Annotated in this window: 17 protein-coding genes and 1 tRNA gene; 6 read left to right on the top strand and 12 right to left on the bottom strand. The window is 44.3% G+C overall.

The features are described from left to right. The 7 genes from GO495_RS32665 to treY form a co-directional block, all read right to left on the bottom strand. A partial coding sequence (locus GO495_RS32665; RefSeq protein ID WP_420808914.1) for a transposase DNA-binding-containing protein occupies positions 1-207 on the bottom strand: 207 nt, incomplete at its 3' end. A 247-nt stretch (positions 208-454) separates the two neighbouring features. Then, entirely contained in the window at positions 455-1540 is a 1086-nt protein-coding gene (locus GO495_RS12125; RefSeq protein WP_157299959.1) for a radical SAM/SPASM domain-containing protein, read from the bottom strand. Beyond that, the gene (locus GO495_RS12130; protein ID WP_157299960.1) at positions 1518-1931 is read right to left on the bottom strand and encodes a hypothetical protein; all 414 of its coding nucleotides are present in this window, start codon (positions 1929-1931) and stop codon (positions 1518-1520) included. The genes GO495_RS12125 and GO495_RS12130 overlap by 23 nt, the downstream gene beginning before the upstream one ends. Further along, entirely contained in the window at positions 1915-2325 is a 411-nt protein-coding gene (locus GO495_RS12135) for a hypothetical protein (RefSeq protein WP_157299961.1), read from the bottom strand. The genes GO495_RS12130 and GO495_RS12135 overlap by 17 nt, the downstream gene beginning before the upstream one ends. Further along, on the bottom strand, positions 2309-5317 hold the full coding sequence (locus tag GO495_RS12140) for a phosphorylase family protein (protein WP_157299962.1): 3009 nt from the start codon (positions 5315-5317) through the stop codon (positions 2309-2311). The genes GO495_RS12135 and GO495_RS12140 overlap by 17 nt, the downstream gene beginning before the upstream one ends. Before the next feature lie 338 nt (positions 5318-5655). Continuing rightward, positions 5656-5739 (bottom strand) — tRNA-Leu (locus tag GO495_RS12145). Between the two features lie 49 nt (positions 5740-5788). Continuing rightward, a complete protein-coding gene (gene treY / locus GO495_RS12150; RefSeq protein ID WP_157299963.1) occupies positions 5789-8374 on the bottom strand; it encodes a malto-oligosyltrehalose synthase in 2586 nt (861 codons plus the stop codon). A gap of 241 nt (positions 8375-8615) precedes the next feature. Between treY and GO495_RS12155 the strand changes: the two genes are divergently transcribed. Beyond that, complete coding sequence (locus GO495_RS12155; protein ID WP_157299964.1) at positions 8616-10403, top strand: glycoside hydrolase family 13 protein; 1788 nt, start codon at positions 8616-8618, stop codon at positions 10401-10403. A 26-nt stretch (positions 10404-10429) separates the two neighbouring features. Here GO495_RS12155 and GO495_RS12160 read toward each other — a convergent pair whose 3' ends face one another. Next, positions 10430-10936: a GNAT family N-acetyltransferase gene (locus GO495_RS12160; protein ID WP_157299965.1), complete on the bottom strand. Its 507-nt coding sequence runs from the start codon at positions 10934-10936 to the stop codon at positions 10430-10432. 48 nt (positions 10937-10984) lie between these two features. Here GO495_RS12160 and GO495_RS12165 point away from each other — a divergent pair, with 48 nt between their 5' ends. Then, positions 10985-11488 carry a YdeI/OmpD-associated family protein gene (locus GO495_RS12165; protein ID WP_157299966.1) on the top strand — a complete coding sequence of 168 codons (504 nt, stop codon included), beginning with the start codon at positions 10985-10987 and terminating at the stop codon, positions 11486-11488. Here the strand turns inward: GO495_RS12165 and GO495_RS12170 are convergent. Continuing rightward, positions 11474-12427 carry an ion channel gene (locus tag GO495_RS12170; RefSeq protein ID WP_157299967.1) on the bottom strand — a complete coding sequence of 318 codons (954 nt, stop codon included), beginning with the start codon at positions 12425-12427 and terminating at the stop codon, positions 11474-11476. The genes GO495_RS12165 and GO495_RS12170 overlap by 15 nt on opposite strands. A 79-nt stretch (positions 12428-12506) precedes the next feature. On the opposite strand from GO495_RS12170, the gene GO495_RS12175 reads away from it, so the two are divergent. From GO495_RS12175 to GO495_RS32155, 4 genes are all read left to right on the top strand, one after another. Next, positions 12507-13340, top strand: a complete 834-nt coding sequence (locus tag GO495_RS12175; protein ID WP_157299968.1) for a CvfB family protein — start codon at positions 12507-12509, stop codon at positions 13338-13340. Between the two features lie 307 nt (positions 13341-13647). Then, positions 13648-16902 carry a glycosyl hydrolase family 18 protein gene (locus GO495_RS12180; RefSeq protein ID WP_170302670.1) on the top strand — a complete coding sequence of 1085 codons (3255 nt, stop codon included), beginning with the start codon at positions 13648-13650 and terminating at the stop codon, positions 16900-16902. 117 nt (positions 16903-17019) lie between these two features. Continuing rightward, positions 17020-18657, top strand: a complete 1638-nt coding sequence (locus GO495_RS12185; RefSeq protein ID WP_157299970.1) for a glycosyl hydrolase family 18 protein — start codon at positions 17020-17022, stop codon at positions 18655-18657. Between the two features lie 155 nt (positions 18658-18812). Next, positions 18813-20648, top strand: a complete 1836-nt coding sequence (locus GO495_RS32155; protein ID WP_157299971.1) for a carbohydrate-binding protein — start codon at positions 18813-18815, stop codon at positions 20646-20648. Positions 20649-20772: 124 nt separating this feature from the next. On the opposite strand, the gene GO495_RS12195 is transcribed toward GO495_RS32155, so the two are convergent. Genes GO495_RS12195 through GO495_RS12205 form a run of 3 tightly spaced genes read right to left on the bottom strand, consistent with a single transcriptional unit; the run spans position 20773 to position 26524 of the window. Next, positions 20773-21894: an efflux RND transporter periplasmic adaptor subunit gene (locus GO495_RS12195; RefSeq protein ID WP_170302671.1), complete on the bottom strand. Its 1122-nt coding sequence runs from the start codon at positions 21892-21894 to the stop codon at positions 20773-20775. 1 nt (position 21895) lies between these two features. Continuing rightward, complete coding sequence (locus GO495_RS12200) at positions 21896-25126, bottom strand: efflux RND transporter permease subunit (protein ID WP_157299973.1); 3231 nt, start codon at positions 25124-25126, stop codon at positions 21896-21898. A gap of 3 nt (positions 25127-25129) precedes the next feature. Further along, on the bottom strand, positions 25130-26524 hold the full coding sequence (locus GO495_RS12205; RefSeq protein ID WP_157299974.1) for a TolC family protein: 1395 nt from the start codon (positions 26522-26524) through the stop codon (positions 25130-25132). Positions 26525-26578 lie beyond the last annotated feature (54 nt).

The raw sequence follows: 26578 nt of genomic DNA on the forward strand, positions 1-26578 counted from the left end.
AACACAATTGGATGACATATTTCTGATGATGTCATCTTCACTAACACGGTCATTCTGTAAAAAACGATACATCGCTTTGGCTTCTGAATCGCTTCCTGCTAAACGTCGTATCGAATGTACCCCATTATAAAACAAGCGATTAAGAATAGAATTACCCCTATTCATTAATCGCTTGTCTTTGATCTCGTAAAAATACCGGCTATTCACTTTTTATTTCAAAAATAAAATAAAATGTGTCCAGACGGTAGCTCTACGAGCGGGTTTTGTATTTTAGTGCCCAGAACTGGAACCGCATCTATGTGATTATCAGTTCCTTTCTACGGTTATGAGCCGCCTGTGAGCCAATATTTTTGAATTGTGCTGGTATATTTTACGTTAGATTTTCCCATCGGGAATTATATTTGACACAAAGCAAAAGTAAAGAATTTCTGGTTAATGATTACAATACCGAAATTTAGAATGTAAGACCCAGGCGTTCATCCTTCCAGCCACATTGAGATAGTTCTTCAATAAACGGGCAACCGCCCATACAGGTTGATTGGTGTTTGCAACCGGAGCATCCATTGTTCAATATATTGTTACGGTATTTGAGAAAAAATTCATTGTTCTGCCAAATATCCAGCATAGTGTTTTCACGTAGTGATCCGTACCAGTTATTATTGGTCATGAATGAACAGGGCATCATTCTCATGTTTTCGTCGATGAATGCGGAGAACCTACCAGCATCGCAGCCTTCATAGAAGTTAGCGTTTGCATTTGAATATTTTACGACCCCTGAGATACTACAACTATCGAAACCGATCTTAAATGCCTGTTTGCGTTCATTTACAAGCCCGTAGAACCGACTTATCTTTAACGGGTCTTTGAGCAACATGCCAAGGTCTGGATTTCGTCCGATAGGTTTATAATTAAGGAAGATAATGGAGTTTATTCCTTCTAAAAACGAGGGCGGATCTTCCAACCATGAAATTGCGGTATCAATGGTTTTGCTATCCGTAACAAAATGAACGTTGGCCTTGATCCCATACGAATATAGAAGTTCGAGATGTTGTCGGAACTCGGTGTACGGTTCGTAAGCGCTTATAGCAACCGAACCACAAAGTTCCTTAGTGGCTTGAAGAATTTCGGAGTTTAAACCTCGACCATTTGTAGTATAGCACGGAACGATACCGTGTTCCACGGTTGCTTCCAAAATCTTTATAAAGTCGGGATGCTGGTTCGGGTTGCCCCCGCCCAATGCAACCTGGAGCACGTCCATGGATTTTGCCTGCTCCATAATTATACGGTAATCGGTCAGTTCCATATGACCTCCCTTTACAGTAGATTTACGATAGCAAAAACTACAACCTTTGTCACACCAGTTCGTAACACTTATGTCGAGGAGTTCCGGTCCGTGCTCTGACCATAGCGGTTCGGGGAACCCATTATCCTCAATCCTGAGGAAATATCCCGTCTTCCTGTTGAACCTTATTCCGTAATTTTCTTCCGGATAATATCGCACAACTAAATTCTCTGGATTACCAGCCATCCTGTGTTGCATCTATATAAAGATTTTCAGAATCGATTATAAAAGAGTCGGTACAGAAAAATCCTTCAACCGGCCCTCTGTCACTGTTGAGACGCCCATAATAAACCTTTTTGCCCGATTTTTCTGCTTCAGTTACGCGTTTGGCAAGTTCGGGACTAAATCTCCCTTCAATCCATTGTTCGAAGGTGTCCGCTTGGAATCTTTCATCTTCCCTATAAGCGTTGCGCGCCGGCTCCATGCTGTTCTCAAAAGATCTAAAGAGCTCCCTGTAGATATCCTGGAACTGTGAAGATCCGTCTATACCAACCGCATCGAGAAACATTTTCAGATTAAACTCTCCATCATTGATAATGATGAACGATGTAGACGAACTGTTCGTCACGAAATCATATCTTATTTTCATCTTCTTTCATTAAAAGGATATTCTCAATTCGGTTAACCATTGGTTCCTCGGACATAAATGTCCGAAGCTCGCTACCATGATAGCTCCACTCGATGCGTCGCATTAGCCTGACCTCGGGGTTTTTCTCCAACTGTTTCATTATTTCTGTAACAGCTTCATATGTAAAGTTCCATTTGCGGTAAAGAAACCGACCCAAGTTTTCATACTCTACCTTATAATACCGCTCGAATTCGTCTATGACGTCGAGTGACTCGATCATCAGGGCATCATACATTCTTCCGAACATGTCAGCAGCATAACCATGCTTTGCTCCTGCTGCAGCAAGGAACGCCTCTTTGTTCAGACCACGATGCACTAGGAACATAAACTCAAAATCATCATAATAGTATATCATAGAATTTGCAAAAAATTTCAATACCGGATATTATCATCGGATTTTTTGAACTAAGCCCAGCCTTCAGTTGCACTTTAGCCTGATCTGGATATCTATGGTAATAACGTTCATATGTTTCTCTGGCTTCCCAACCCAACCTATGGGAGAAAAGATAAATGAGAACCTCGAAATATGAATGTGGAAAATTGCCAGTTTTATTTTCAACAGGCGTATCATCGTCACCATCTGAATCATCATCTTCCTTTCCATTCGATGGCTCTAGAAGATTTCCAATTTCTGCTAAAAATTTGTCTATATGTATAGAATTATGTGAATATTCTTGATCGTTGAAGAGGTCGAGAAAATTCTTACGAAAGGCTTCGGGGGACAGTAATCTCAGGTACTCCAAGTAATGTTGTAAATTGAGATTCGGGGTGTCCGTGACCCGATCGCGATAAAGGAACGAATAGAAAATTTTGAGAGCGCTATACCTGTCAGTGTCGATAGCGGCGAAGATTCTAGTGCGATCTGTTGCTGAAATATATTGATCTTCGAGGTTGAAGATGCATCTTAAATAAATAGAATCGAACCAGGCCTGCCCCTCCACTATAGCAAGTAGTTCGGTGTCCCCGCTTTTTTTTGCGATATAATAGAGGAATGTTCCACATCCTTCAAGTATTCTGGAAGATGGGTTGATCTCCTCTTTTAGGAAGCGGGAGAACTCCTTTTTATCGGCCCGGTAAATTTTCGAAATAAGGTACTCTGATAGCAGGTAATCCCTGAATTCATCAAAAGTGAAGTTCACAACCTCTTGGTCGCCAAAGATTCCATTGGCTCCGGCGGGATCTCTCCTGACCAGAATATTCTCATCTAAAAATCTAACGTAGACCTTTCTATTATCCTCCTTCTCCAACAGGTCGTCAAGCGGGATGTTTTCATATTTTCGGTGTTCGACCATATAAGAGATTAACCTCCCTATAAAATTTCTGATATTAATTGGCCCGCTCACCCTCAACTCATCGTCGGCCTCCATTCTCTTTGTAATTTCGTTGACTTTGGTTTCATAATACCGCTTAAACAAACTTTCTTTGTGGATATGCCCCAAAAATTGAATCTGTTCGCCACGGTGCGCATCGCAAAAAATTCTGAGTAAAAGAAAATTCTGTGTGAGCTGGTCGAACACCTTTGTTGAGTATGTTTTCAGATCGATCTTAAAGTAATCAAGGTAGCCATTAAATATTTTTTCGGCCTCTACACCTTTTGGGGATATCGTGAGATGTCCAGTTTCACCCATAGAGGAAGAGAACGAGGCTTTTTCAAAATTGGAAAAGTGTTTCTGATAATATTCGGAACGGCAAGTGATAATAACTTTTATATATGGTCTTTCAGTGATCTCAGTAATGAACTGTTCGAGATTTTCACTCAATTTTTGCGCGGCTGCATTTTCGTTAAGGCCGTCTATGATGATAACGAATGGTTTGTTTACTGACAAGCAATGCTGTTCAACTTCGGAAAGGAAGGTCTCGAAGTCCAACCCGGAACGGTCAGGATAGCCCCTTTTCATTATACTTTTGCGAATGTCTGAGGGGTCAATGTCCGTTCCCAGAAGAAAGACTGTGGGTATTTCTCTTTTGACGAGAAAATTTTCAACCAGGTCACATACGAAATTTGTTTTCCCCTGACCTGCGTTTTCCTTTATCAGGCAAACTTTTTTAGCCAACCACTGTGAAATCTCCTCTAACCGTGATAGTTTGTATGAAAATTTACGAACGGAGTTACCAGCCATCGTAGGGAGCTCAAATTCCGACACTTTCTCTCTCAAATAGGTGCCGAGCCGATTGTAGAATTCAGGGAAAGAAGTTATCTGAACATTGGGGACTTCTGTCTCAAAAGCTGTTAGATCAAATTCAAATTCAGCGGCGCCCTTTTGGGTTAGTATTTTATTTAGCGGCACAAAATCCAGCACAGAATACTCCCACATTACCTTCGGCAGAAATGCCACTGGATCGCAGAAGTAGCGCAACATCTCTTTGTTTTTGCCCACTTCTACAAAGGTTTCCGGTATGTATTTCTGCGAAGCCTTTTGTTTGGCGAGCTGACGTTTTACTTGCTCATCTAGGACATTTTCAACTTTTTTTTTAGAGTTTGCCCCATTTTCCTTTGAAGTTGGAAAGGCCCCTGCATAGAGGCCGATATCCTCGAACGCATGGGGTGATCTAAAAACATGTTCAGCCAAACTCACCGACGATTTAATTGCAATTTCCTGAAAAAGGTCTTTGTTTGGGTTTTCATCCTTATCGCCGTCACCGTAATCGCAAACACCCTTTACGAGAATCCAATCGCGAACACAGTTGCCATCGCACGCGGTGTAGATACCTGCACCTTCCATCTCTCCACCAATTGCACCTGGCCATTCTTTCATCAACTCCTCTTTCCTCTGTTTGTTGTCCAAAAGTTCTTCTCCGGACAGCATAAGACCATGGACATATTTAGCCTCATAATCCTGATCGTCGAATTTTACATTGAATCTCCAGTCGTCTGCCGAGACAAAGCGGTTAAGAAGAAGGGAGCTCGCGGGACCTTCCTGCCCCCTGTAAGTATTTGATCCATCTTTGTTGGCCCTGATCAATTGATAGTTCACCACACGTTCAGAAATAAGTACATCCCCAATCTGCACTTTATCCGGCTTTCCGCCGAATGCTATACCAACCATCAGGACTACTTTTGGTTGCCAGAATTCGATAGCTTTCATTGTCGTGGCGATAGCCGCGGTACGGCTGATCGAACCCATATTCCCTGTGGCCACGTGCACTACATTGTAGTGGCCGAATTTTCCCAGATAGTAGGTGTATGAACCCTTTTGGATTTTTAAAACCTCGTCCTGACCATCGATCGCAAAAAGATGTTCATGCAGGACATCCTTTTCTATTTTGGTTGCAGTAACGATCAACAGGTTGCAATATTGTTTGTATTTGTCGATAAGTGCTGGAGCAACTTCCTTGTAATTAGTCATTAATGTTAGAATGATTCATATTTGTTAGTTCGATTCACCACAGAATAGCTTATCCGCCAGATCAGGCCAAGAAAGTTACAGAAAAAATGTCAGCCAATAAAAATTCGTGAATTACTGATAATATGGCGGCAATCGTTTCCATACAGATATATAATTTTTGCCCATTTCGCTTGGGTCTTGATATCACAGTGATGGTCATAAGTGTTCATTTTTTTTGTGCCGAACTGTGTGCCATCTGTGAGCCGAAAAGAGTGGGAATAAATGGAAATAACCGGCAAAAAGTGGGGTTTAATAAAAGAAAAAGCCCCTGTAAATCAAAGACTTACAGGGGCTATGAGTGCCCAGAACTGGATTCGAACCAGCACACCCTTGCGAGCGCTGCGACCTGAACACAGTGCGTCTACCAATTTCGCCATCTGGGCATCGTGTTAGGGTTGCAAATGTAAACACTTTTTTAAAATGAACAAATTTTTATTCGGATTCATGGATGAGCAGTGCTACGGGGAATTGTTTAAGTATGGCAGATACGGATAAAACCCCTTTGATAGTAAGGATTTCATCAGTAAAAACGTTTCTGAACCGGGTCGGCGCCCCGGCAGGCAGTAACACTGTTGCTGCATCAGAAGGAAAACCGGGGAGAGGGGCAATGATGAGGACCCATTGCTTACGATAAGCCCGCGCATAAGCTAAGACGCCGGAAGAACTGCTTTGCAGAGGCAAATAATCTCCTTCGATGAAGAGATCCGGATAAAGCTTGCGTAAGGGCAAGGCTTTCCAGGTGACGTACAGCTTTTGCAGGCCCAAAGGGCGGTTAGCAGAGAGATAAGAGAGTGAGAAGTCTTTGGAAGCAAATGACGTGAGTGCGGCCTTCCGGATATTATAATCTACCGGGCGGCGGTTATCGGGGTCTGCGTAGCTGTAATCCCATAACTCACAACCCTGGTAAATATCCGGTATCCCCGGAGCGGTGATTTTTACCAGCACCTGGACAAGAGAATTTGTAAAAGCATGTTCATCTAAAACAGAAAGAAATTCCCGCAGGGGATGTAGAAAAGCTGAATCCGTAAGGATATGTTGGATAAAATCTGTGCCGGTCTTTTCATAAGCTTCATCAGGAGTAGCCCAGTGGGTATTGACTTTCGCCTCACGCGCAGCTTTGATAAAATACTGCTGTAAACGCGCTATATACTCAGGAGTAACAACGCCATCAGGCGGAAACCCTGCTATGACAGACTGATAAATGAAATACTCGTCATTTAAATCGCCGGTAAAACCAAAGTTACGCCACCTGGTAACCAATGCCTTCCATTCAGCAGGAAAAAGAGTGAGCATATTCAGCCTTATACGCGCATCCTCGCCTCTTTTGGTATCATGGGTACTGGTCGTGTTCAATGACTGTGGTGTATACTGCTGACGGGTCAATAAACGTTTATGAAAGGTATCTAAAGAGAAGTCGGCAGGAGCGGGGCTATCACCTACCTCATTAAAGGATAATAAAGGATTGTACACGTAAAACGTTGTGTCTTCTACACCCTTGGCTGTCAGCGGTACTGTAAACTGCATTAGCCGCTCTACAAATAATAGCCGGTTACGTTCTTTTTCCCTATCCGATGTATCTTCGAAAAAACTCTCCAATAGGGCCATCTCCGTTTCAACAGTACGGTTCCGTACCCGCGCCTGTTCGAACGTCTCCCGTACAATCTCCTCATCAAAAGGACTATAAAGACGATAGACCGGTAAACAGATCATGAATAACGCTACGGCTTCTTTCAGTTTCTCCTTGTTAATACGCGTATCCGCCAGCTTCAATGTGTAAGCATAACGCACGAGGTTCTCCCATTCACCTGTCATGTACTGCTCTAAAATCAGCCTTTTTTTAACATAGACGGTTTCTTCATAATCACGGGTAGCGGGTAGCAATTCCTTATAAAACTGACGCAGCGCAATTTCACCTTTATGATCAGTTAAAAGATGATTGGTGTATGAAAGGAATTCATATCCGCTGGTACCCTGCAATGACCAGTCAGAAGGGAAAGACTCATGGCTTTCTAATATCTTCTCCGCAATAATATAACAACTACTGCCAAACATCCATCGTAACTGACGTATATAAGAAGCAGGGTCCCGTAATCCATCTATATGATCTATCCGTAAGCCCTGTATTAATTCTTCCCGGTATAGGCGATGTAGGAAAGTATGGTATTCTTCAAAGACAGGTTGCGTTTCCATACGCAAAGCTATCAGGTCATTTATGGTGAAGAACCGGCGGTAATTGATATTATGATCAGCTTCACTCCAGATAGTAAGCTGGTAATATTGCTGCTCGGCTAATTGGGCCAGCAGGGCAGGACTGCCGTTTATACTTTCTATAAGACCAGTCAGCCAGGTTGTTGATAACAACGGCGCCAGTAATGCTTTTTTACGCTGTACCCAGTGAACCATATTGGTACCAATTGTGGCCTGTTGATATAAAGCGCTCATGAGTTTTTGCAGAGGCTGGATATCATCGGCACTAACAACCGTATCATATGCAGACACCGACAACGGAAACACCTGCTCAAAATAATTCAGACTAAATCCATTATCTGAAACAGACAACTTAATCTCCCCGGCAGCAATACATTCCTTCAATGTCTTCCCCAAAAAAGGGGCGATCACCTTACCCGTAAAAGAAGGATGATGCCAGTCTATATCAAAATATTCATAATAAGGTGATAGAGGCCCTCTCTCCAGCACATCATACAACCTTGCATTCGTACTATGATACGCCATATGATTCGGTACAATATCCTGTACCCATGTCATCCCTTTCGCCTGTAACCGCTGATGAATGCCCCGCAACTCTTCCAATGTACCAATCGCAGGATTGATAAGATGCGGGTCCGTTACATCATAGCCATGCTGACTACCAGGCGCTGCCTGAAACACAGGGGACGCATAGATCGTGGAAACACCAAGGTCATGCAGGTAATCAATGATCTCCTCTAACTGCTTAAATGTAAAACCTGCATGAAACTGTAAACGGTATGTTGATGATGGTGGACTATAAGATCTCATAAATCATTACTGATAATGGTTGTAATAAATCCCCGCGCTATGCCATATAACCGCACAATCCGCTTGTTCCGGCGGTCAGGCAATACTCATAGTGAAAATAATATGCCAGCTATGCAGCATATTGATAACGTGGAATTTAGGCGACGCTATTCTACAGTCTGAAACGTAAAAGCGGGATAATAAATAATTTGCAGGGTTTTTGCAGAAAAGAATAGGTTCTTAACCCGGAAAAATTATAACCATGTCAGAAACCGGAAAAAATTGGTGGAAGGAAGGTGTCATTTATCAGATTTACCCAAGAAGCTTTAAAGATAGCAATGGAGATGGGATAGGGGATATACCCGGTATCATCTCAAAACTGGACTACCTGCAAAGCCTTGGGATTGACATGGTATGGCTGAACCCTGTATACGGCTCTCCGAATGATGATAATGGATATGATATCAGCGACTATTATGATATTATGAAAGAGTTTGGTACAATGGAAGATTTTGATGTGTTGTTAAAAGGACTGCACGACAGGAAAATCCGCCTCTTAATGGACCTTGTAGTAAACCATACCAGCGACGAACACCCCTGGTTTAAGGAAGCAAAACAGTCGCGCAAGAGCGCTTACTATAACTATTATCACTGGTGGCCTGCGGAGAAAGGAACACCGCCTTTCCGTTACAGTCATTTTGATGCCACTGGTAATGCCTGGACTTACAACAAAGCTACCAACGCTTACTACCTGCATTATTTCTCAGAGAAAATGCCCGACCTCAACTGGGAAAATGTAGCAACAAGACAAGCCATTTACGAGATCATGCGCTTCTGGTTTAAAAAAGGAGTGGATGGTTTCAGGATGGACGCTATCTCTTATATCTCAAAAGACACAAGCTGGCCTGATGTAAGAGACCTCGTAAAAACCAAATACAATAAAGACTGGGGCGGATATTACGCGCATGGACCACATCTGCACGATTACCTGAAGGAGATGCACAAAGAGACAATAGAAGGGTTTGATGTAACCACACTGGCAGAAGCATCCGGTATCACCATCGATGAAGCTTTACTCTTTGTAAAAGAAGATCGTAAGCAATTGCATATGCTGTATCACTTTGAAGGCATGATGCTGGGATATGAGAAAGAAGGATACAAACGCCCCGATCCTAAAGGACTGGACCTGGTGAAACTGAAGAAAGTATATACCGCCTGGGACGAAGTATTTGAACAGGATGGATGGGGGACCATTTACTTAGGTAACCATGATCAGCCGAGAATGGTGAGCAGATGGGGTAATGATGCAGGAGAATTCAGGGAAGTATCCGCAAAAATGCTGATGACTTTCCTGCTCACCATGCGTGCAACGCCCATCTTCTACAACGGCGATGAAATCGGCATGACGAACATTCGGTTTAATAAGATAGAAGATTACAGGGATATTGAAACGATCAATATGTACAAATATCTTCAAAGCAAAAAAGAAGACCTGGAACGTTTCCTGAAAGATCAGCAAACCAGTGCCCGTGATAACGGTAGAACACCTTTTCAATGGGATGATACCGCTAATGCGGGTTTCACCACCGGCAGACCCTGGCTGAAAATAAATGATAACTATACAACTTTAAACGCAGCCGCTGAAAACAGCAACGATCGTTCTATATTACAGTTCTTCCGTCAGATGGTATTACTGCGTAAACATAAACCATCACTGATATATGGTACATATGACCTGTACGACGAGAAACATCCACAGATATATACTTACACACGTACACTGGATAAAGAAATGTTACTGATCGTATTAAATTTCTCTAAACAGAAAATTCATTACGACCTGCCTTTTCAGTTAGCCGCTGATATAGAACCACTGGTAAATAATACCCTTACTTTTAATTTACAGAGTAATATGCTGATGCTGGAACCATATCAGGCATTGATATTCGGTCCGTTACCCCCGTCTAAAGTACCAGGTCGCAGGGCTGAAAGGGCTTTGAAAATAAAACAGGAAAATACGAGTCTGGAATCAACTGAAGTGGTATTTTGATAAAGCCTTGAAAGGTGTTCGGCCAATCAGGGCGAACTAAATAACATATACTCTTTCTGGTTACCCGGGAGGGTGATCATTTTTTTATAATGTAGCCCTATCTTCAGCAGCAGGGCAATGGAATGCACATTGTCCTCCGTGGTGATCGCCACTATAGTTGTCAGTTTTAATACTTCCCGGGCATACGTCATCACCGCCGCAGTAGCTTCAAATGCATAGCCTTTTCCTGTATGATCAGGATGTAAGGCAAAACCAATGTCCACATCATCCAGCCCGTCCCTTTTGATCAATCCACTTATTCCTACCGGTATATCCCCTTCTTTCAGTTTAACGAGGTATAGCCCAAACCCAAGACGTTTATAACTGGCAATTGGTCCGTTTAACAGGTAGTTACGCGCTTCATCCAGATTTTTAATACCCCTGTCCCCGATAAAACGTAACCAGGTCGGTGTATTCAGCAACGTTAATATAAAAGGTGCATCTTGAACTGTCAGTTGGTTTATACTTAGTCGTTCGGTTTCAGAGATCAGCATAGATTTTATTTCAACAGAAGATTTGTATAAATTTAGTGAAAAACGCCGATGGTTAAATACACAACTACGATATTAAGGTTTGAAAAAATGGGGGAAAAGACCGGCTGGACCTATATCGTTGTGCCTGCTGATATTGCTGAGGAGTTAAAACCAGGCCACAGGCAGTCCTTTCGTGTAAAAGGTAAACTTGATAATTTTAAGATAGAAGCCGTAGCATTATTGCCCATGGGAGATGGTAGTTTCATCATGGCATTAAACGCAGATATAAGGAAAGGCATCGCCAAAAAGTTAGGTGCAAAACTGGATGTACAGCTAACCGTAGACAATAACCCTGATCCCGTTTCCTCTCCGGAATTTATAGAATGCCTGAAGGATGAACCGGCAGCCTTTGAGTTTTTTAATTCATTACCCAAAGGCCACCGTAACTATTTTATGAAATGGATAGAGAGTGCAAAAACAGAACCGACCAGGGCTAAACGTATTGCACAGGCAGTCACTGCCCTGAGCAGAAAACAGGGTTATTCCACCATGATCAGATCAAACAGGGACTGATACGGACTTATTCAGCTTCTGTAATTCCAGTACGGTTCCGGTACTGCTTTCCCGGTACATAGGCACAAATTTCTTGTTGTATTTTATCTCACTGTACGTATAGGATGTACGTTGCTGTACGATGTTGGAATATACATCACTGAATCCCCTTATCAGGGCATAAATCTCCACATCTGCCGTTTGCAGATCTTCTGTACTCAAACCTAATAAAGGACTTTCTTCTGTAATAGGATGGACCACCGTCCAGTTCATCGGTAAGCTCTCAATCTTACTCCTTTCCAGTTTCAGATCAAAATACCGGTAAGCAGCAGGGCCTTCATCATGCACCAGCATCGCAATATTCACCTGTACGTTCACATCCGTTAGTGCGTGGTGGTCTTTATAACAGGCAAAACGGAACATTAACGCTACCCCTCCCTTGTAAGGAGCGATTACGGCATGGTCGCTAAACGCCAGATGGGCCTTAGGACGGGCAAATCGTCCATACATAAGACCAGTAGCCAGGGCAAAGGACAAAAAGCCGCTCATCGCTTCTATAGAGGCCAGAAAATTGGCCCCGTCCCCAATAGGGTTTACCCTTCCGTAACCAACAGTGGTGAACGTCTCCGTACTGAAAAAGTACACTTCTTTAAAAGTTCCCCAGGCCGACCGGGTTGCAATGCCCTGCAGCTCGTCCGTGCCTATCAGCAGGTAAATGACCGTATATGAGAGGTTCAGTGCGATGAAGGCCATTACCAGTACGCAAATGAATTTCCATAGCGGCAGGTTCAGCAGGGTCTGGTACATACTGTACCTGTCCCATAAGGAACGACCTTCTTTGCGCAGGTTGTAGGTCCCGTCGCGGTTCACAAACCGGCCTCCATAATTGCTGATGGTGGTACTGAAGCCGGTATCTTCATTCGTTTTAGAAAATGGATTGATGCGTTTAAGCAAAGCCATATAGTGAGTAGTTTACACAGCAAATCTACTTTTCGTTTTTCAATTGTGTACCTTTACAACTGTCTAAATAACTTAGTTCATGTATAAAGTAGGTGAATACAACCTGTTAAGAGTAAAGAAGGATAGTGATTACGGGTTATTCCTGGATGGGGGAGAACAGGAGATTTTAATGCCTAACCGTTTTGTTCCCACAGGTGCAAAAAAGGGTGATGAGTTAAAAGTATTCATTTATCACGACTCCGAAAACCGCCTGACGGCTACCATGCAGGAGCCTTTTGGGGTAGTAGGGGATATTGTGAACCTCAAAGCTACCGGGGTGACTGAACAGGGCGCTTTCCTCGACTGGGGCCTGATGAAAGACCTGTTTGTACCGGCTTCCAAACAATTAACTACCATGCACCCGGGACAAAGCTACCTGGTAAAGATCTATATTGATGAACAGACCGGAAGGGTGGCTGCTACCGAAAAGCTGGACCCTTACCTGAGCAATGAAAACCTGACACTCAAGGAACTGGATGTCGTAGACCTGCTCATTTACCGCCGTACTGAGATCGGTTTCGTAGTGATCATCAATCAGAAACATACCGGTGTCCTGCACTTCAACGAGGCTTTCGGCCCGGTAGACATAGGAGATAAACTGAAAGGATTTATTAAATCCATAAAAGGAGATAAGATTGATGTTGTAACTGGTTTACCAGGCTATAACCGCGTTGAAAATGAAAGTGAAAAGATCCTGCGCCTGCTGAAAGAGAACAACGGATACCTGCCTTATCATGATAAATCCGATCCCCAGGAGATCTATGATTTCTTCAGTATGAGCAAAAAGACCTTTAAAATGACCACAGGTAGTTTATATAAGGCCCGGAAGATCGTTTTTACCCAAACAGGGATCAAACTGGAAGAAAACGAATAATTTTTTTTGGATAAAAAAACGGCCCGGGAGATCATCTTCCGGGCCGTCCTTTTTATGGTACTATTTTGATTTACAGCCCTTTTCTCTTATATCGCCCCTTTATTTATCTTAAATTAAGATAAAATAATATCTGTCACAGGTAAAAGAGGCTTAGTACTCTTTCCCCACTCGCACGACTTCTACCCTGAACTATTATTGTCTACCATTTTTATTTGAAAACCTTAACACACCCTCTATGATGACCTGCTACACAAACCGGTTGCGCGACATTCCACGTCTTGCGCGCCAATCATTTTTAACCTGTATCATGTTACTGCTAGCCCTGTGCCTTGGGGTAGCACCAGCCTTTTCGCAGCTTACCAGGTTGCATGCGGATGGTAAAAAGATCGTAAACGCCAGTGGCCAGGAAGTAATCCTTAAAGGGGTTGGCCTGGGTGGCTGGTTATTACAGGAAGGTTACATGATCAAAGAAGGGTACGACGGTTACGGCACCCAATGGTCTATTAAAAAACGTTTGTACGACCAGGGCCAGACCGACGCCCAGGTTGAAGCATTCTACCAGAGCTGGCGCGACAATTTTATCACCAAAGCTGATATAGACTATATCGCTTCCCTGGGATTCAATTGTGTACGCTTACCAATGCACTACGACTTGTTCCTCACAAGTGCGCAACGTGCAGTGCGTAATGGTGTAGCCCGCAACAACGACAACTACGAAAGTTATGTGACATCCCTTACCAACTGGTACAACGGTAACACCCTGTTTACTGATACCAACCTGGAAGGTTTCCGCATGGCAGACAGCGTTCTGAAATGGGCTGGCGCCAACAACATGTACGTTATTTTGGACCTGCATGCTGCTCCGGGTGGTGAAGGTTCCGACATTAACATCGCCGACATCTTCCCTGGCCACGAACAGGGCCTCTGGACCAGAAGTATTTATCGCGATATTACCAATCGCCTCTGGCAGAAACTGTCCGCTCATTACACTAACAATGATGGAGTGGCTTTCTATGACCTGATCAATGAACCTAATAACGTTCCTGCTAATCAGACCATTCATGATCTGTTCGAAAGACTCATCAACTCTATCCGTGCTTTGGGTGATACCCACCTGCTGATGATAGAAGGAAACGGTTACGGTAACAACTACAATTACATGGAGCCGTTCACATTCACTAACAGAACAAACTTAGTGTACAACGCGCACCGTTACGGTAACTCTACTTCCACCACCGCTACAAGTGGCGATATCAACCAGATCAGTGAACTGGGAAATATTGTGAACTTCCGCAACACCAACAACTGCCCGGTATGGGTAGGTGAAACCGGCGAAAACAATAATAGCTGGCTGAGTGCAAATATCGCAGCAATGAACAGCCTGGGTATAGGCTGGTGCCACTGGACTTACAAACGTACTACTTCCGGTGAAAGTCCTGCATTATTGCGTATCAATCCTCCCACACTGATGGATGGTGCGGGAAACATGGCCGCAGTACTCAATAATATCAAGTTCGCCAACAACGTAAAAAATACCAGCACTATCGCTGCTGTTGCTCCGGGTACACCCACCAACACCACAGCGCCTATCGGTAAAACTATCTGGCTGAGAGGATTCAATAACTTATACGTTTCTTCCGAAGATGGTGCTACCACTGGTATGAACTGTAACAGAACTACCGTACAGGGCTGGGAACAGTTCCTGGTCGTAGATGCCGGTAACGGTAAAATTGCCTTGAGCAATAACGGCAAATTTGTTTCTTCTGAAGACGGTCAGCAGGCTATCACCTGTAACAGGGCTACTGTACAGGGATGGGAAGCTTTCGACTGGGTACCTACCACAGATGGTAAAGTATTCCTGAGAGGCAGCAATGGTCTGTATGTATCTTCTGAAAACGGTACACAGGCAATGACCTGTACACGTACCACTCCAAGTGGATGGGAAGCCTTCGCTTATGGTGAAGTAAGCGCATCCGCGAGAGTTGCCGCAGCGGCAGCCGCTTCTTCGTTTAAGGTAGTAGGTTATATGCCTAGCTGGCAGGGTAGTGCAGATGCTATACAATACAGCAAACTTACACATATCAACTATGCCTTCATATTACCAACCAGCACCGGTGGTCTTACCGCTGTTGAAGATGCTAATAAATTAAGAAGTATAATCACCAAAGCGCATGCGAATGGTGTGAAAGTAGAAATTTCTATAGGTGGATGGAATGATGGTAATGATGGCGCTTTCGAAGCATTTGCTGCCAACAGCACTTATCGTACGAACTTCACCAACAATGTGCTGAACCTTATCAACCAGTATGGTTTGGATGGTGCTGACATCGACTGGGAATATCCAAATGCAGGTGCTTCTGCCAATAACTATGTGGCCTTGATGACACAACTGTCTACTGCTTTACATGCACAGGGCAAATTGTTAACAGCTGCTGTAGTAGGCACAGATGGAGGAACTATCCTGAATGCAGTATTTGCACAGGTAGACTTCTTAAATCTGATGGCTTATGACGAAAATGACTTCCAGCATTCAACATATGCTTATGGTCAGCAGTCCCTCAACTATTGGGTAGGTCGCGGATTACCTAAAGAGAAAGCTATTTTAGGTGTTCCTTTCTACGCTCATCCAAGCTGGGATAACTATAATGTACTGTTGCAGAAAGGTGCTGATCCTTATGCAGACGTATGGAACAACAATGGTTACAATGGTATTACTACCATCAAAAAGAAAACCAATTTTGCCTATGATAACGGCGGTGGTATCATGATCTGGGAACTTTCCGGTGATGAAGGTACCGGTGCTAACTCCCTGGTAAGTGCTATCCACGATGCTATAGTTGCTAAAGATGGCGGCGGTACAACACCTCCTCCGACTACAACAGCGCCTATTGGCCAGACTATCTGGCTGAAAGGTAACACAGGCCAGTACGTGAGCTCTAAAGGCAATGTAAGTCCTATGTACTGTAACGCAGCTGCTGTGGCAGGATGGAATAAGTTCCTGGTAACAGATGCCGGTAACGGTAAAGTTGCTTTAAGCAATGGTGGTCTGTACGTATCGTCTGAAAACGGTGCTGCCAGCATGACCTGCAACAGAACTTCCGTTCAGGGATGGGAAGCATTCGACTGGATCGTAAACACAGATGGTACTATCTCCCTCCGTGGTAATAACGGACTGTATGTATCTTCTGAAAACGGGGTAGCTGAAATGACCTGTAACAGAACTTCCATTCAGGGATGGGAAGTATTCAATTATGGTATCGTAGCTGCCGCTGCTAAAATTGCAGAGGCAAAAGCAGATATCAGCCTGGAAACTTCAACCGGTGTACTTGTTTATCCTAACCCGGTAACAAAGGGTACTACCTTAACGGTGAACGTACAGAAATATGATGCTACTGCGCCAGTACAGATATCTATGGTAGATGTGAACAAGAGAGTAGTAGCATATAAGAAAGTAAATGCGCCTACAGTGTCAGTATCCACAGGTAATGTATCCAGCGGTTTCTATATCATGGTGATCACCAATGGTAAAAACAGCTATACTAAGAAAGTAATAATACAATAAGAGTATAGAGGGACTGACCGGATTGCTTCGTCAGGAGTAAACTGTTTACGGCTTTCCGGTCAGGCTCTTTCCTTAGATTAACCATTTAAAAAACAATCCGGGATAAACCTGTTTTTTATGAAACAAAACCTCTACAGAAACATTGCCTTTCTGTTGCTCCTGATTGCTGTATCCCTGCAATCGTCCGCACAGTTTAAGGTAATTGGTTATCTCCCTACCTGGGGCGGTACCGTAAGTAATGTTCAATTCGATAAACTCACACATATCAACTATGCATTCCTGATCCCTAATGGCACTGGTGGTTATACTCCACCAGATGATCCGGGAAGGCTGCAATCGCTCGTTACAGCAGCACATGCTAAAGGTGTAAAAGTGATTATCTCTGTTGGTGGTGGCGGTGGTGATGTTGGCTTCAGAACAACAGCAGTAAGTGCTACTTACCGCGCTGCATTTGTAACTAACATGCTGAACTTCTGTAACCAGTATAACCTGGATGGTGTAGACCTCGACTGGGAATATCCCAATGCAGGTGCGCAGGCACAGGGTTTCGTAACACTGATGCAACAACTGGCCAACGCTTTTCACCCACAGGGTAAATTAGTAACAGCAGCAGTAATCGGTGATTATGGTGATGATAGCTTCCTGAGTACTTTGTTCCCTATCGCAGACTTCCTGAACATCATGGCATATGATGACAACGATTTTCAGCACTCTACCTATGCACTGGCAGTACAGTGTTTAGACTACTGGCTGGGTCGCGGATTACCTAAAGAGAAAGCCGTTCTTGGTGTTCCTTTTTATGCACATCCTGATTATATCGCTTACAATGATCTGCTGAAGATGGGCGCGGATCCTTATGCCGACGTATTCAATAATAAGTACGGTTATAATGGTATCACTACCATCAAAGCTAAAACCAACCTGGCTTACGATCGTGGTGCGGGGATCATGATGTGGGAACTGTCCAACGATGAAGGAACAGGTGCAAACTCACTGGTAAGCGCTATTCATGAAGTGGTGGCGGCAAGAAGCGGAGATACTACTTCTCATCCTTCTACTGCACCAATTGGTAAAACGATTTGGCTGAAAGGTTTCAACGGTCAATACGTTTCTTCTGAAGATGGAGATACTGCCGGTATGAACTGTAACAGGGCTACTGTACAGGGCTGGGAACAGTTTTCTGTAGTTGATGCCGGTAACGGTAAAGTAGCGCTCAGCAACCAGGGTTTATATGTTTCTTCAGAGAACGGAACTAAAACCATCACTTGCAACAGGGCTACCATACAAGGCTGGGAAATGTTTGACTGGATTACCAATGCAGATGGTACTTTCTCTCTGCGTGGTAACAACGGTAAATACGTTTCTTCAGAAAACGGTACAAAAGCAATGACCTGCAACCGTGATGTAGCACAGGGCTGGGAGAATTTCAACTACGGCATCGTAGGAGCTTCTGCTGCGCGTTTGTCTACTGTAGCTGCAAAAACTGAAGCTGTAAGTGTTGAAACCGGCAAAGGATTATTGCTGTATCCGAACCCTGTTCCAAGAGGGACTGCTATTACCGTGAACATCCGTGATTACAATGCAAATGCACCTGTACAGGTGTCTATGCTGGATGTAAACAAAAAGACAGTAGTATACCAGAAAGCAAATGCGAAAACAGTTACTGTAGGTACAGAAAAACTGAGCGCAGGCTTCTATATACTCGTTGTTAAAAACGGTAACAGCAATTATACGAAGAAAGTGATTATACAATAAATTGAAGGCTGACCAGGATGTGGTAAACAGGAAACCTGACGGCGGGTCCTGGTCAGTTTTTTCCCTCAGAATAAACATTAATCAAAAGAAAGATGGATCTCCATATTTCAAATTTTATTCTCAGAATAGCTATTTATTCACTAATCAATATCTAAATGAAAAAGAAAAATCTACTTCTTCTGCTGCTGGCGGGTACCTTTTCCACCACTGCCCTGAAAGCCCAGACACCCCCTGCGACCTGGCAGGAACATTGGTTTGAACATAACCAGTTGTTAACCCGTGTATTTTATGACAATGACCTGGCATTATATTACGACAGTGATGTAAGCAGCTCGGTAACCTGGCCTCAACAGTATCTTGGAGACGTATGGCGCTATACAAAACGTACGTACGGCTTTTTTGGTGACGATCCACACCTCTTCGCGGTATTCCATACCAACAAGTACAGCGGCGGACATCCTTCGGGTTATTTCGATGCCAGTCATGATAACAGGGACGTAATTGACGTAGGACCTGGCCCATGGAGTGGAGGCGGCAATGATTACGACCTTACCACACACGAAGTGGCACATATCGTGGAAGGAGATTCTAAAAATGCACATGGCTCACCAGCTTTCGGTATCTGGGGAGACAGCAAATGGGCAGAGATCTTCATCTATGATGTATACGTGAACCTGGGCCGTACCAGCGACGCTACCAGGTGGTATAACCTGATGATGGCCAGCTCGGGTGATAACTTCCCGAGAGCGGGTACCAAATGGTTCAAAGACTGGTTTTACCCTATTTACAACAGCTATGGCGGTAACAAGGTGCTGAACCGTTACTTCGTATTGCTGTCTACATACTTCCCTAAGAGTGGCTCCGACTACTCCCGCGGACTGAACATGGGCGAATTCGTTCATTTCTGGAGCGCTGCTGCCGGCGTGAATTTAAAGGCACAGGCAACTACCGCTTTCGGATGGACCGGCGATTATGAATCGCAGTTCGTTGCGGCACAGGCAGCTTTCCCGATCGCGTACGCTACACCTGATCCTATAGTAGTGAATGCATACCAGGATATCAATTATGGTGGATATGGTGTGGCATTACCTGTGGGTAGCTATAACCTGGCTAAACTGAAGGCATACGGTGCTAAAAACGATGATTTTACTTCTCTGAAAGTAGCTGCAGGTTACAAAGTAGTATTATATGCTGATGATAATTTCACCGGTGCAAGTACTACCATCACTTCCGACGTGCCTTTACTCGACGTGGCTACCTGGAACGATAAAGTATCTTCCCTCATCATCAGTGCCAATGGTACTGCTCCTGTTAGCACCCTGATACAGGCAGAGAATTATACATCTATGGCAGGTGTTATCACAGAAGCTACCACTGATACAGATGGTGGTTCTAATGTAGGTAGTATTGATACCGGCGACTGGTTAGCTTTTAACAGCATCAACTTCCCTACATCGGGTACTTATAAAGTAGAATACCGTGTAGCCAGTTTAAATGGCGGCGCTCAGTTGTCACTGGACCTGAATGCAGGTACTACCGTGTTAGGTTACCTGAACGTGCCTTCAACAGGAGGCTGGCAGAACTGGACCACCATCTCTCATAATGTAACGGTGACTGCCGGTACTTATGCGTTAGGTGTATATGCACAAACAGGTGGCTTTAATGTTAACTGGATAAGGATCACTAAAGTGGCGGATGCAGCATCTGCCATTGCAGCAAAAGTAGAGCAGGATGCAAAGGATAATGAAGAGCTGGTATTATATCCAAACCCGGTAGCTAAGGAAGGCACATTAACAATAAACGTACCTAAGTACAATGCGGCAGCGCCTGTACAGGTATCCCTGGTAGATCTGAACAAACGTGTAGTGAGTTACAAGAAAGCAAATGCGAAAACAGTAACACTTTCAACACACAATGTTTCCAGTGGATTCTATGTATTGATTGTAACCAATGGTACTAAACAGTATACTAAAAAGGTATTGATCCAATAGGAGCATTTATGAATAGTTAGGAATAGTTTAATTAGAAGGGGCCTTTCAAGGCCCTTTACTTTTTTTCATAAAAAAACGGTCAGATAGCATTGCGCTATCTGACCGTTTACTTGTGTGTGCCAGTCTACTTATCTAATTTTATGTGCTTCATATCAGCGCCATCTCTTATTTCTTCTGATGCTACTGTTACAATAGTATCACCTGCATTCAGATTACCATATACTTCTATTTTACCATCTGCATCATGTCCTGCCTGTACCAGTACTCTTTCAGCTTTGCCATTTGTTACCCTTACCACAAATACGTTCACTGTTGAATTAACAACGGCTGTTTTAGGTAAAATGAAAGCGCTGTCTGCTGTGTTCAGCGGGATCTTTACTTCCGCAATCATACCGGGCATCAGTTTCTTGTCATTATTCGGAACGTCCATTTCTATACGCTGAGAACGTAAACGAGTATCCATCACACCAGACAAACGGTTCACTTTAGCCGTGAAATTCTGACCGGCATATGCTTTCACCGTAAATCCTACTTCACTGTTATTGGTCAGGTAGCTGGTATAGGCTTCGGGAACGGAGATCACTAAACGTAATTTCTTCTGTTCCTGTAAAGTGAACAGCGGGAATTCAGATCCCTTGCCTGTAGGGCCTACATAGGCGCCTGCGCTCACGTTCCTTGCACTTACAATACCACTGAATGGCGCTCTTATTTCGAGATAGTTCCTGTTGTCCGTAATCTCTTTATAGGCTGCTTTGGCAGATTCCAGTTGTGCTGCATCGGATTTCATCCTTGCCTGCGCAATATCCAGGTCGTTTTTGGAAACAGTACCGGGGGTAAGACTGGTTTCATGTAAACGGTCGTAATTGGCTTTACTGGCCAGGTACACCGCTTCCTGTGATTTCAGCCTGGACTCGGCACCGGACAATTGTGAAGTGATCTCAGGTGCTTCCATAGTAGCCAGTAACTGACCTGTGCTAACTTCAGATCCTACATCCACATGCAGTTTCTTCACAAAGCTGCTCACTTTAGCGTATATGTCCACCTGTTGAAAGGCTACCAGTTCGCCTGGTATCTGCAGGGTAGAAGCCAGCTTACCTTTATGTAATGTAGTAGCAGCTACTGTAATTACTTCCTTGGTAGCGTCTGTATTTTCCGCCTTTCCTTCTGAATGACCGCAGCTGCTTAACAGCATGACTGCCTGTAGGCCACACACCAATGTGATAGCCAGTGTTTTTGTGTTGTTCATACTATTCTTGCAAAGATGGTACATAGTTTTTACTTTCTTTATCTTCCGGATCAAGGGATACGGATTGGGTAGTTGTTTTGCCTTGCGCCCACGCAAATACCAGTGGTAATATGAAGAGGGTGCTGAAGGTAGAGGCGATAAGGCCTCCAATTACAGCACGTCCCAGCGGGGATGTCTGGTCGCCGGACTCACCCAGGCCACTGGCCATCGGGATCATACCTGCTACCATTGCAAGACTGGTCATTAATATCGGACGCAGACGTAATGCTACCGATTCTTTCGCAGATAATAACGCATCCCCGTTATGCAGGCGTAAATGCTCTGCATTGGTGATGAGTAATACCGCGTTGGAAATGGATACGCCCACAGACATGATAATACCCATATAAGATTGCAGGTTCAGGGTAGAGCCGGTGATCGTCAGTAATAACAGTGAACCTAACAGTACTGCCGGTACTGAGGTGAGTACTACCAAAGATACTTTGAACGACTGGAAGTTAGCTGCCAGCATCAGGAAGATCACGATGATCGCTACCAGCAATCCATCCTGTAAGCTATCCAGTGTGTCTGTCAGGGTCTGACTTAACCCGATCAGCTCCACATTCAATCCGCGTGGCAGTTCTCCGAGAGATGCGATCGCTTTGTTCACATCTTTTGTAGCGGTACCAAGATCTATATTATTTGTATTGGCTGTAACAGACAACGTTGGTAGCGCACCTAAGTTATCCGCTTCACCATAAGTAGTATCGCGTGTAATGGTTGCCACATCTCCCAGCACAGGACGGGCAGAATTTTTCAGCAGAGGAATTTCCATCATCGACTGAACATCTGTCATCTTATTCTCCGGGATCTGCACCTGCACACTATAACTCAGGTTCGACTTTTCATCTATCCAGATATTCTTATCCGTATAACGGGAAGAAGAAGTAGAGGCAGTCAGTGAACGGGAGATATCATTCAGGTCAACGCCCAGTTGTGCAGCACGTATACGGTCTATCGTTACCTTGTATGCAGGGTATTTGGTAGACTGTCCCAGTTGCACATCACGCAGGTAAGGGATCTGTTTCAGTTTATCTATTATCTTCTGTGCATACTCTTCATTCACTTTCTTGTTCCTTCCGGACATCCTCACTTCAACCGGGGTAGGAGAACCCTGGCTCAGGATTTTATCTGTCAGTTCAATAGGTTCAAATGAAGGCTGCACGTCCGGTTCTACCTCTTTCAGTTTTGCCCTGATCTTATCCTTCAACTGGTCCATATTTACCTTATAGTCTTCTTTCAGCGCTACCTGCATAACAGCTTCCTGCGGACCTGCCATGAAGAGGTAAATAGGACTGATGGAAAACTGGCCGGGATGTTGGCCCACATAAGAAGAGGTGATAGATACATTCTCCGGTCCTACGATATCCCTGATCACCTTCGATGCTGCAATCGTTTTTTCTTCCGTTGTTTCAGCACGTGTACCTTCAGGTGCGCGTAGCCTTAACTGGAACTGACTGCCATTACCACGTGGTAGTACGTCGCGCCCGATATTGGACAACAACAGCACTACCAGTCCTAATGCGATAACGATATAGGCAGATACGATGATTTTGCGCGCAGGTAAGATCCTGTTCATGAAACGCATGAAGCGGTTCCTGAATTTATCGAACAGGGTGATCTTTCCGTCATCATTAAAATCTATTCTTTCTACCAGTTCTTTCTTCTCATCCCAGGTATCATCTCCTTTATGAGAAACATGCGGATGTGCATGTTTATGTTCCTTCATGATCCAGTTGGCCATGATAGGGACGAACGTTTGTGCCAGGAAGTAAGAGATCACCATGGCAAAACCGATCGCCAATGCCAGCGGAAGGAACAGTGAACCCGGAATACCTCCCATTGTGAAGGCAGGTGCAAACACCGCCAGGATACAGAACAGGATCAGTAATTTAGGGAAGGCTATTTCCTTACACGCATCCCAGATGGCCAGCCCCTTGGGCTTGCCCATGTCCAGGTGCTGGTGTATATTCTCAATCGTCACCGTACTCTCATCCACCAGGATCCCGATAGCCAGTGCAAGACCACTCAGCGTCATGATGTTGATGGTTTGTCCGGCTACTTTCAGACACAGTACCGCCGCAATGATAGAGGTGGGGATCGTTAATATTACGATCAGCGCTCCCCTTGGGTCACCAAGGAATAACAACACCATCAGCCCCGTGAGGATCGCACCAATGGTACCCTCACTGATCAGACTTTTTACAGAGTTGATTACGTATACGGACTGGTCAAATTCATAGGTCAGTTTCACATCTTCCGGCAGTAATGCCTGGAATTTGGGCATTGCAGCTTTCAGCTTCTGTACCACTTCCCAGGTAGAGGCATCACCGGATTTGGCAATACTCAGGTATACGGACCTTTTACCGTTTACCAGTGCATAACCTGCAGTAATGTCCGCCCCATCTTCCACAGTAGCCACATCACGCAGGTAGAGGTTCTGTACGCCACCTTTAAACAGCGGGATATCTTCAAAATCCTTTACTGTCCTGATAGTAGTATTGGCAGGAGTGATATAGTTGATATTACCGATACGCACGTTACCGGAAGGAGAAGTCTGGTTATTCACACGGATGGCTTCTACCAGCTGATCTACTGTCATGTTATGTGAGCGCAGCAGTTCAGGATCTGCTTTTACCACCACGGTACGGAGGTTACCACCAAAGGGCGGAGCAGATACCAGACCAGGGATGGTAGTAAAGGAAGAACGTACATAGGTGTTTGCAAGGTCTAACAGCTCGTTATTGCCACGTTTTTCGCTGCTTAGTACCAATTCCCCAACGGGAAGGGTAGAGGCGTCAAAACGGATGATAAAGGGCGGTTGTGAGCCAGGCGGGAATATCGCCTGTATACGGTTACAGAAGGCGCTTAATTCTGCCTGTGCCTGTGCCATGTTGGTACCCGGATAAAAGTTCACCTTTATCAGGGTAAGGCCCTGTATGTTTTTTGTTTCAATGCTTTTGATCCCGTTTACATACAGGAGGATGTTGATATACTGCTTACCGAAATAAGCCTCCATCTGTGTAGGCGTGTATCCGCCAAAGGGATGGGCAATGTACATCACCGGCAGGTCCAGCTTCGGGAATATATCTATTTTGATCGTGCGCACGGCGCTGATGCCGAAAAAGAAAAGTGCGGCCACGATCACGAGTATCGTTATCGGTTTGCGTAATGCTAGTCTTATCAGGTTCATGAACTAAAATTCATTGATGAATAGTGAAAAGTTCCCACTGGCGGCAGCCTTCAGTAATAAAGCCTGCCACACATTTGTATAAGCAATATCGCGGTCTGTTTCAGCGCGGTTAAGCGTATAGGAAACCTGTGTTACATCTACAATATTCGTGAGCCCGTTCTTATATAATACAGTGCGTTGCAGGTATGCATCAGACGCAGAGTTCACCTGGATGGGCGCTTCCCTGTAATTATCCAGTGCATTTTGGATGCGTGTACCAGCCAGCGACATCTGTGCGTTCAGTTGCTGTTGTACCAGATCGTATTCATCCTTTAATCCCTGAGAAACATACTTTTGAGCTTTTACCTGGTGACTGACCCTCAGCGGAGTCGTAATATTCCAGGTAACGCCTATACCTATCAGGTAGTTACTGCGACCTGGTTTTACACCTTCCCAGTAATCCTTCGTATAGGCTGTCTGGTCAGTAGCATAAGATGAACTGAATCCGGAACCTCTTGTCTGCGCCACACCAAACAGGGAGAAAGCAGGGAAGTTCAGTGTATGATAATAGCTGGCCTGTGCATCACTTAACCTGATACGGTTTTCGTAATACTTCAGTAATGGATGATTCTGTAAGCTGTCATGTAGAGGATCTAATAATGAAGAAGGGATCTTTGTAATGAACACGGTGTCCAGTACAAAATCCTTAGGTGGTACACCCATCAGCACAGCCAGTTGATTGGCTTGTGTCTGTTCGAAATCTTTTGCTTTTGTATAAGCAATCTTTGCGCTGGATACTTCTGCGTTGGCAAGAGAAGAATCCACACCTGGAATCAGTCCGTTCAACACCCTGGTGACTACTACAAAACGGAAAGTATCCGCTCTTGCCAGGTTCTTCTGCCAGGAAGTTGTTAAGCGTTGTGCTGCCAGCAGATTCAGATAGGCCGCAGCCACTCTTACTTCCTGCTGGAATTGTTCCTGTTGCAGATCAGATTCATCTCTGGTTACCACCGCCTGTGCTGTTTTGATCTTTTCTTTGGAACGTCCGAAGGCAAAGAAATCCCAGTTGATATTGGCCAGATATAAACCTCCGAAAGCAGCGTTTGAATTCTGAGAAGAGAGTGTGGGTCCTGAAGAAGCTACCCCTAATCCGTTTAAACCATACGAAGGACCAAATTGCCCGTTAACGGTACCATAATCCTGTTGTGCTGAAACATTTAAGTTGGGCAGATAATCTCGTTTTGCCTGTGTAGCTGATTCTTTTGAAGCGTTTATATAATTCGCCCTTGACTTAATGGACCCGTAATTAGTAAATGCGGTCTGCACAGCCTCTTTTAAAGTGAGTACCTGCGCATGCACCTTCGTACTTCCATAGAGCACCAGGAGAAAAAATAAACAGACGGTTCTTTTTCTTTGCATGATTTTATGAACATTAATCGATAGACGCAAGAGCTATAATTCCGGATGTAAAGA

Origin of the sequence: Chitinophaga oryziterrae (genome assembly GCF_009758125.1) — a bacterium.
GTDB classification, from domain to species: domain Bacteria; phylum Bacteroidota; class Bacteroidia; order Chitinophagales; family Chitinophagaceae; genus Chitinophaga; species Chitinophaga oryziterrae.

Coding starts and splice junctions, on each gene's coding strand:
- GO495_RS12125 (WP_157299959.1), bottom strand. CDS start 1,540: ATGCAACACAGGATGGCTGGTAATCCAGAGAATTTAGTTGTGCGATAT.
- GO495_RS12130 (WP_157299960.1), bottom strand. CDS start 1,931: ATGAAAATAAGATATGATTTCGTGACGAACAGTTCGTCTACATCGTTC.
- GO495_RS12135 (WP_157299961.1), bottom strand. CDS start 2,325: ATGATATACTATTATGATGATTTTGAGTTTATGTTCCTAGTGCATCGT.
- GO495_RS12140 (WP_157299962.1), bottom strand. CDS start 5,317: ATGACTAATTACAAGGAAGTTGCTCCAGCACTTATCGACAAATACAAA.
- treY (WP_157299963.1), bottom strand. CDS start 8,374: ATGAGATCTTATAGTCCACCATCATCAACATACCGTTTACAGTTTCAT.
- GO495_RS12155 (WP_157299964.1), top strand. CDS start 8,616: ATGTCAGAAACCGGAAAAAATTGGTGGAAGGAAGGTGTCATTTATCAG.
- GO495_RS12160 (WP_157299965.1), bottom strand. CDS start 10,936: ATGCTGATCTCTGAAACCGAACGACTAAGTATAAACCAACTGACAGTT.
- GO495_RS12165 (WP_157299966.1), top strand. CDS start 10,985: ATGGTTAAATACACAACTACGATATTAAGGTTTGAAAAAATGGGGGAA.
- GO495_RS12170 (WP_157299967.1), bottom strand. CDS start 12,427: ATGGCTTTGCTTAAACGCATCAATCCATTTTCTAAAACGAATGAAGAT.
- GO495_RS12175 (WP_157299968.1), top strand. CDS start 12,507: ATGTATAAAGTAGGTGAATACAACCTGTTAAGAGTAAAGAAGGATAGT.
- GO495_RS12180 (WP_170302670.1), top strand. CDS start 13,648: ATGTTACTGCTAGCCCTGTGCCTTGGGGTAGCACCAGCCTTTTCGCAG.
- GO495_RS12185 (WP_157299970.1), top strand. CDS start 17,020: ATGAAACAAAACCTCTACAGAAACATTGCCTTTCTGTTGCTCCTGATT.
- GO495_RS32155 (WP_157299971.1), top strand. CDS start 18,813: ATGAAAAAGAAAAATCTACTTCTTCTGCTGCTGGCGGGTACCTTTTCC.
- GO495_RS12195 (WP_170302671.1), bottom strand. CDS start 21,894: ATGAACAACACAAAAACACTGGCTATCACATTGGTGTGTGGCCTACAG.
- GO495_RS12200 (WP_157299973.1), bottom strand. CDS start 25,126: ATGAACCTGATAAGACTAGCATTACGCAAACCGATAACGATACTCGTG.
- GO495_RS12205 (WP_157299974.1), bottom strand. CDS start 26,524: ATGCAAAGAAAAAGAACCGTCTGTTTATTTTTTCTCCTGGTGCTCTAT.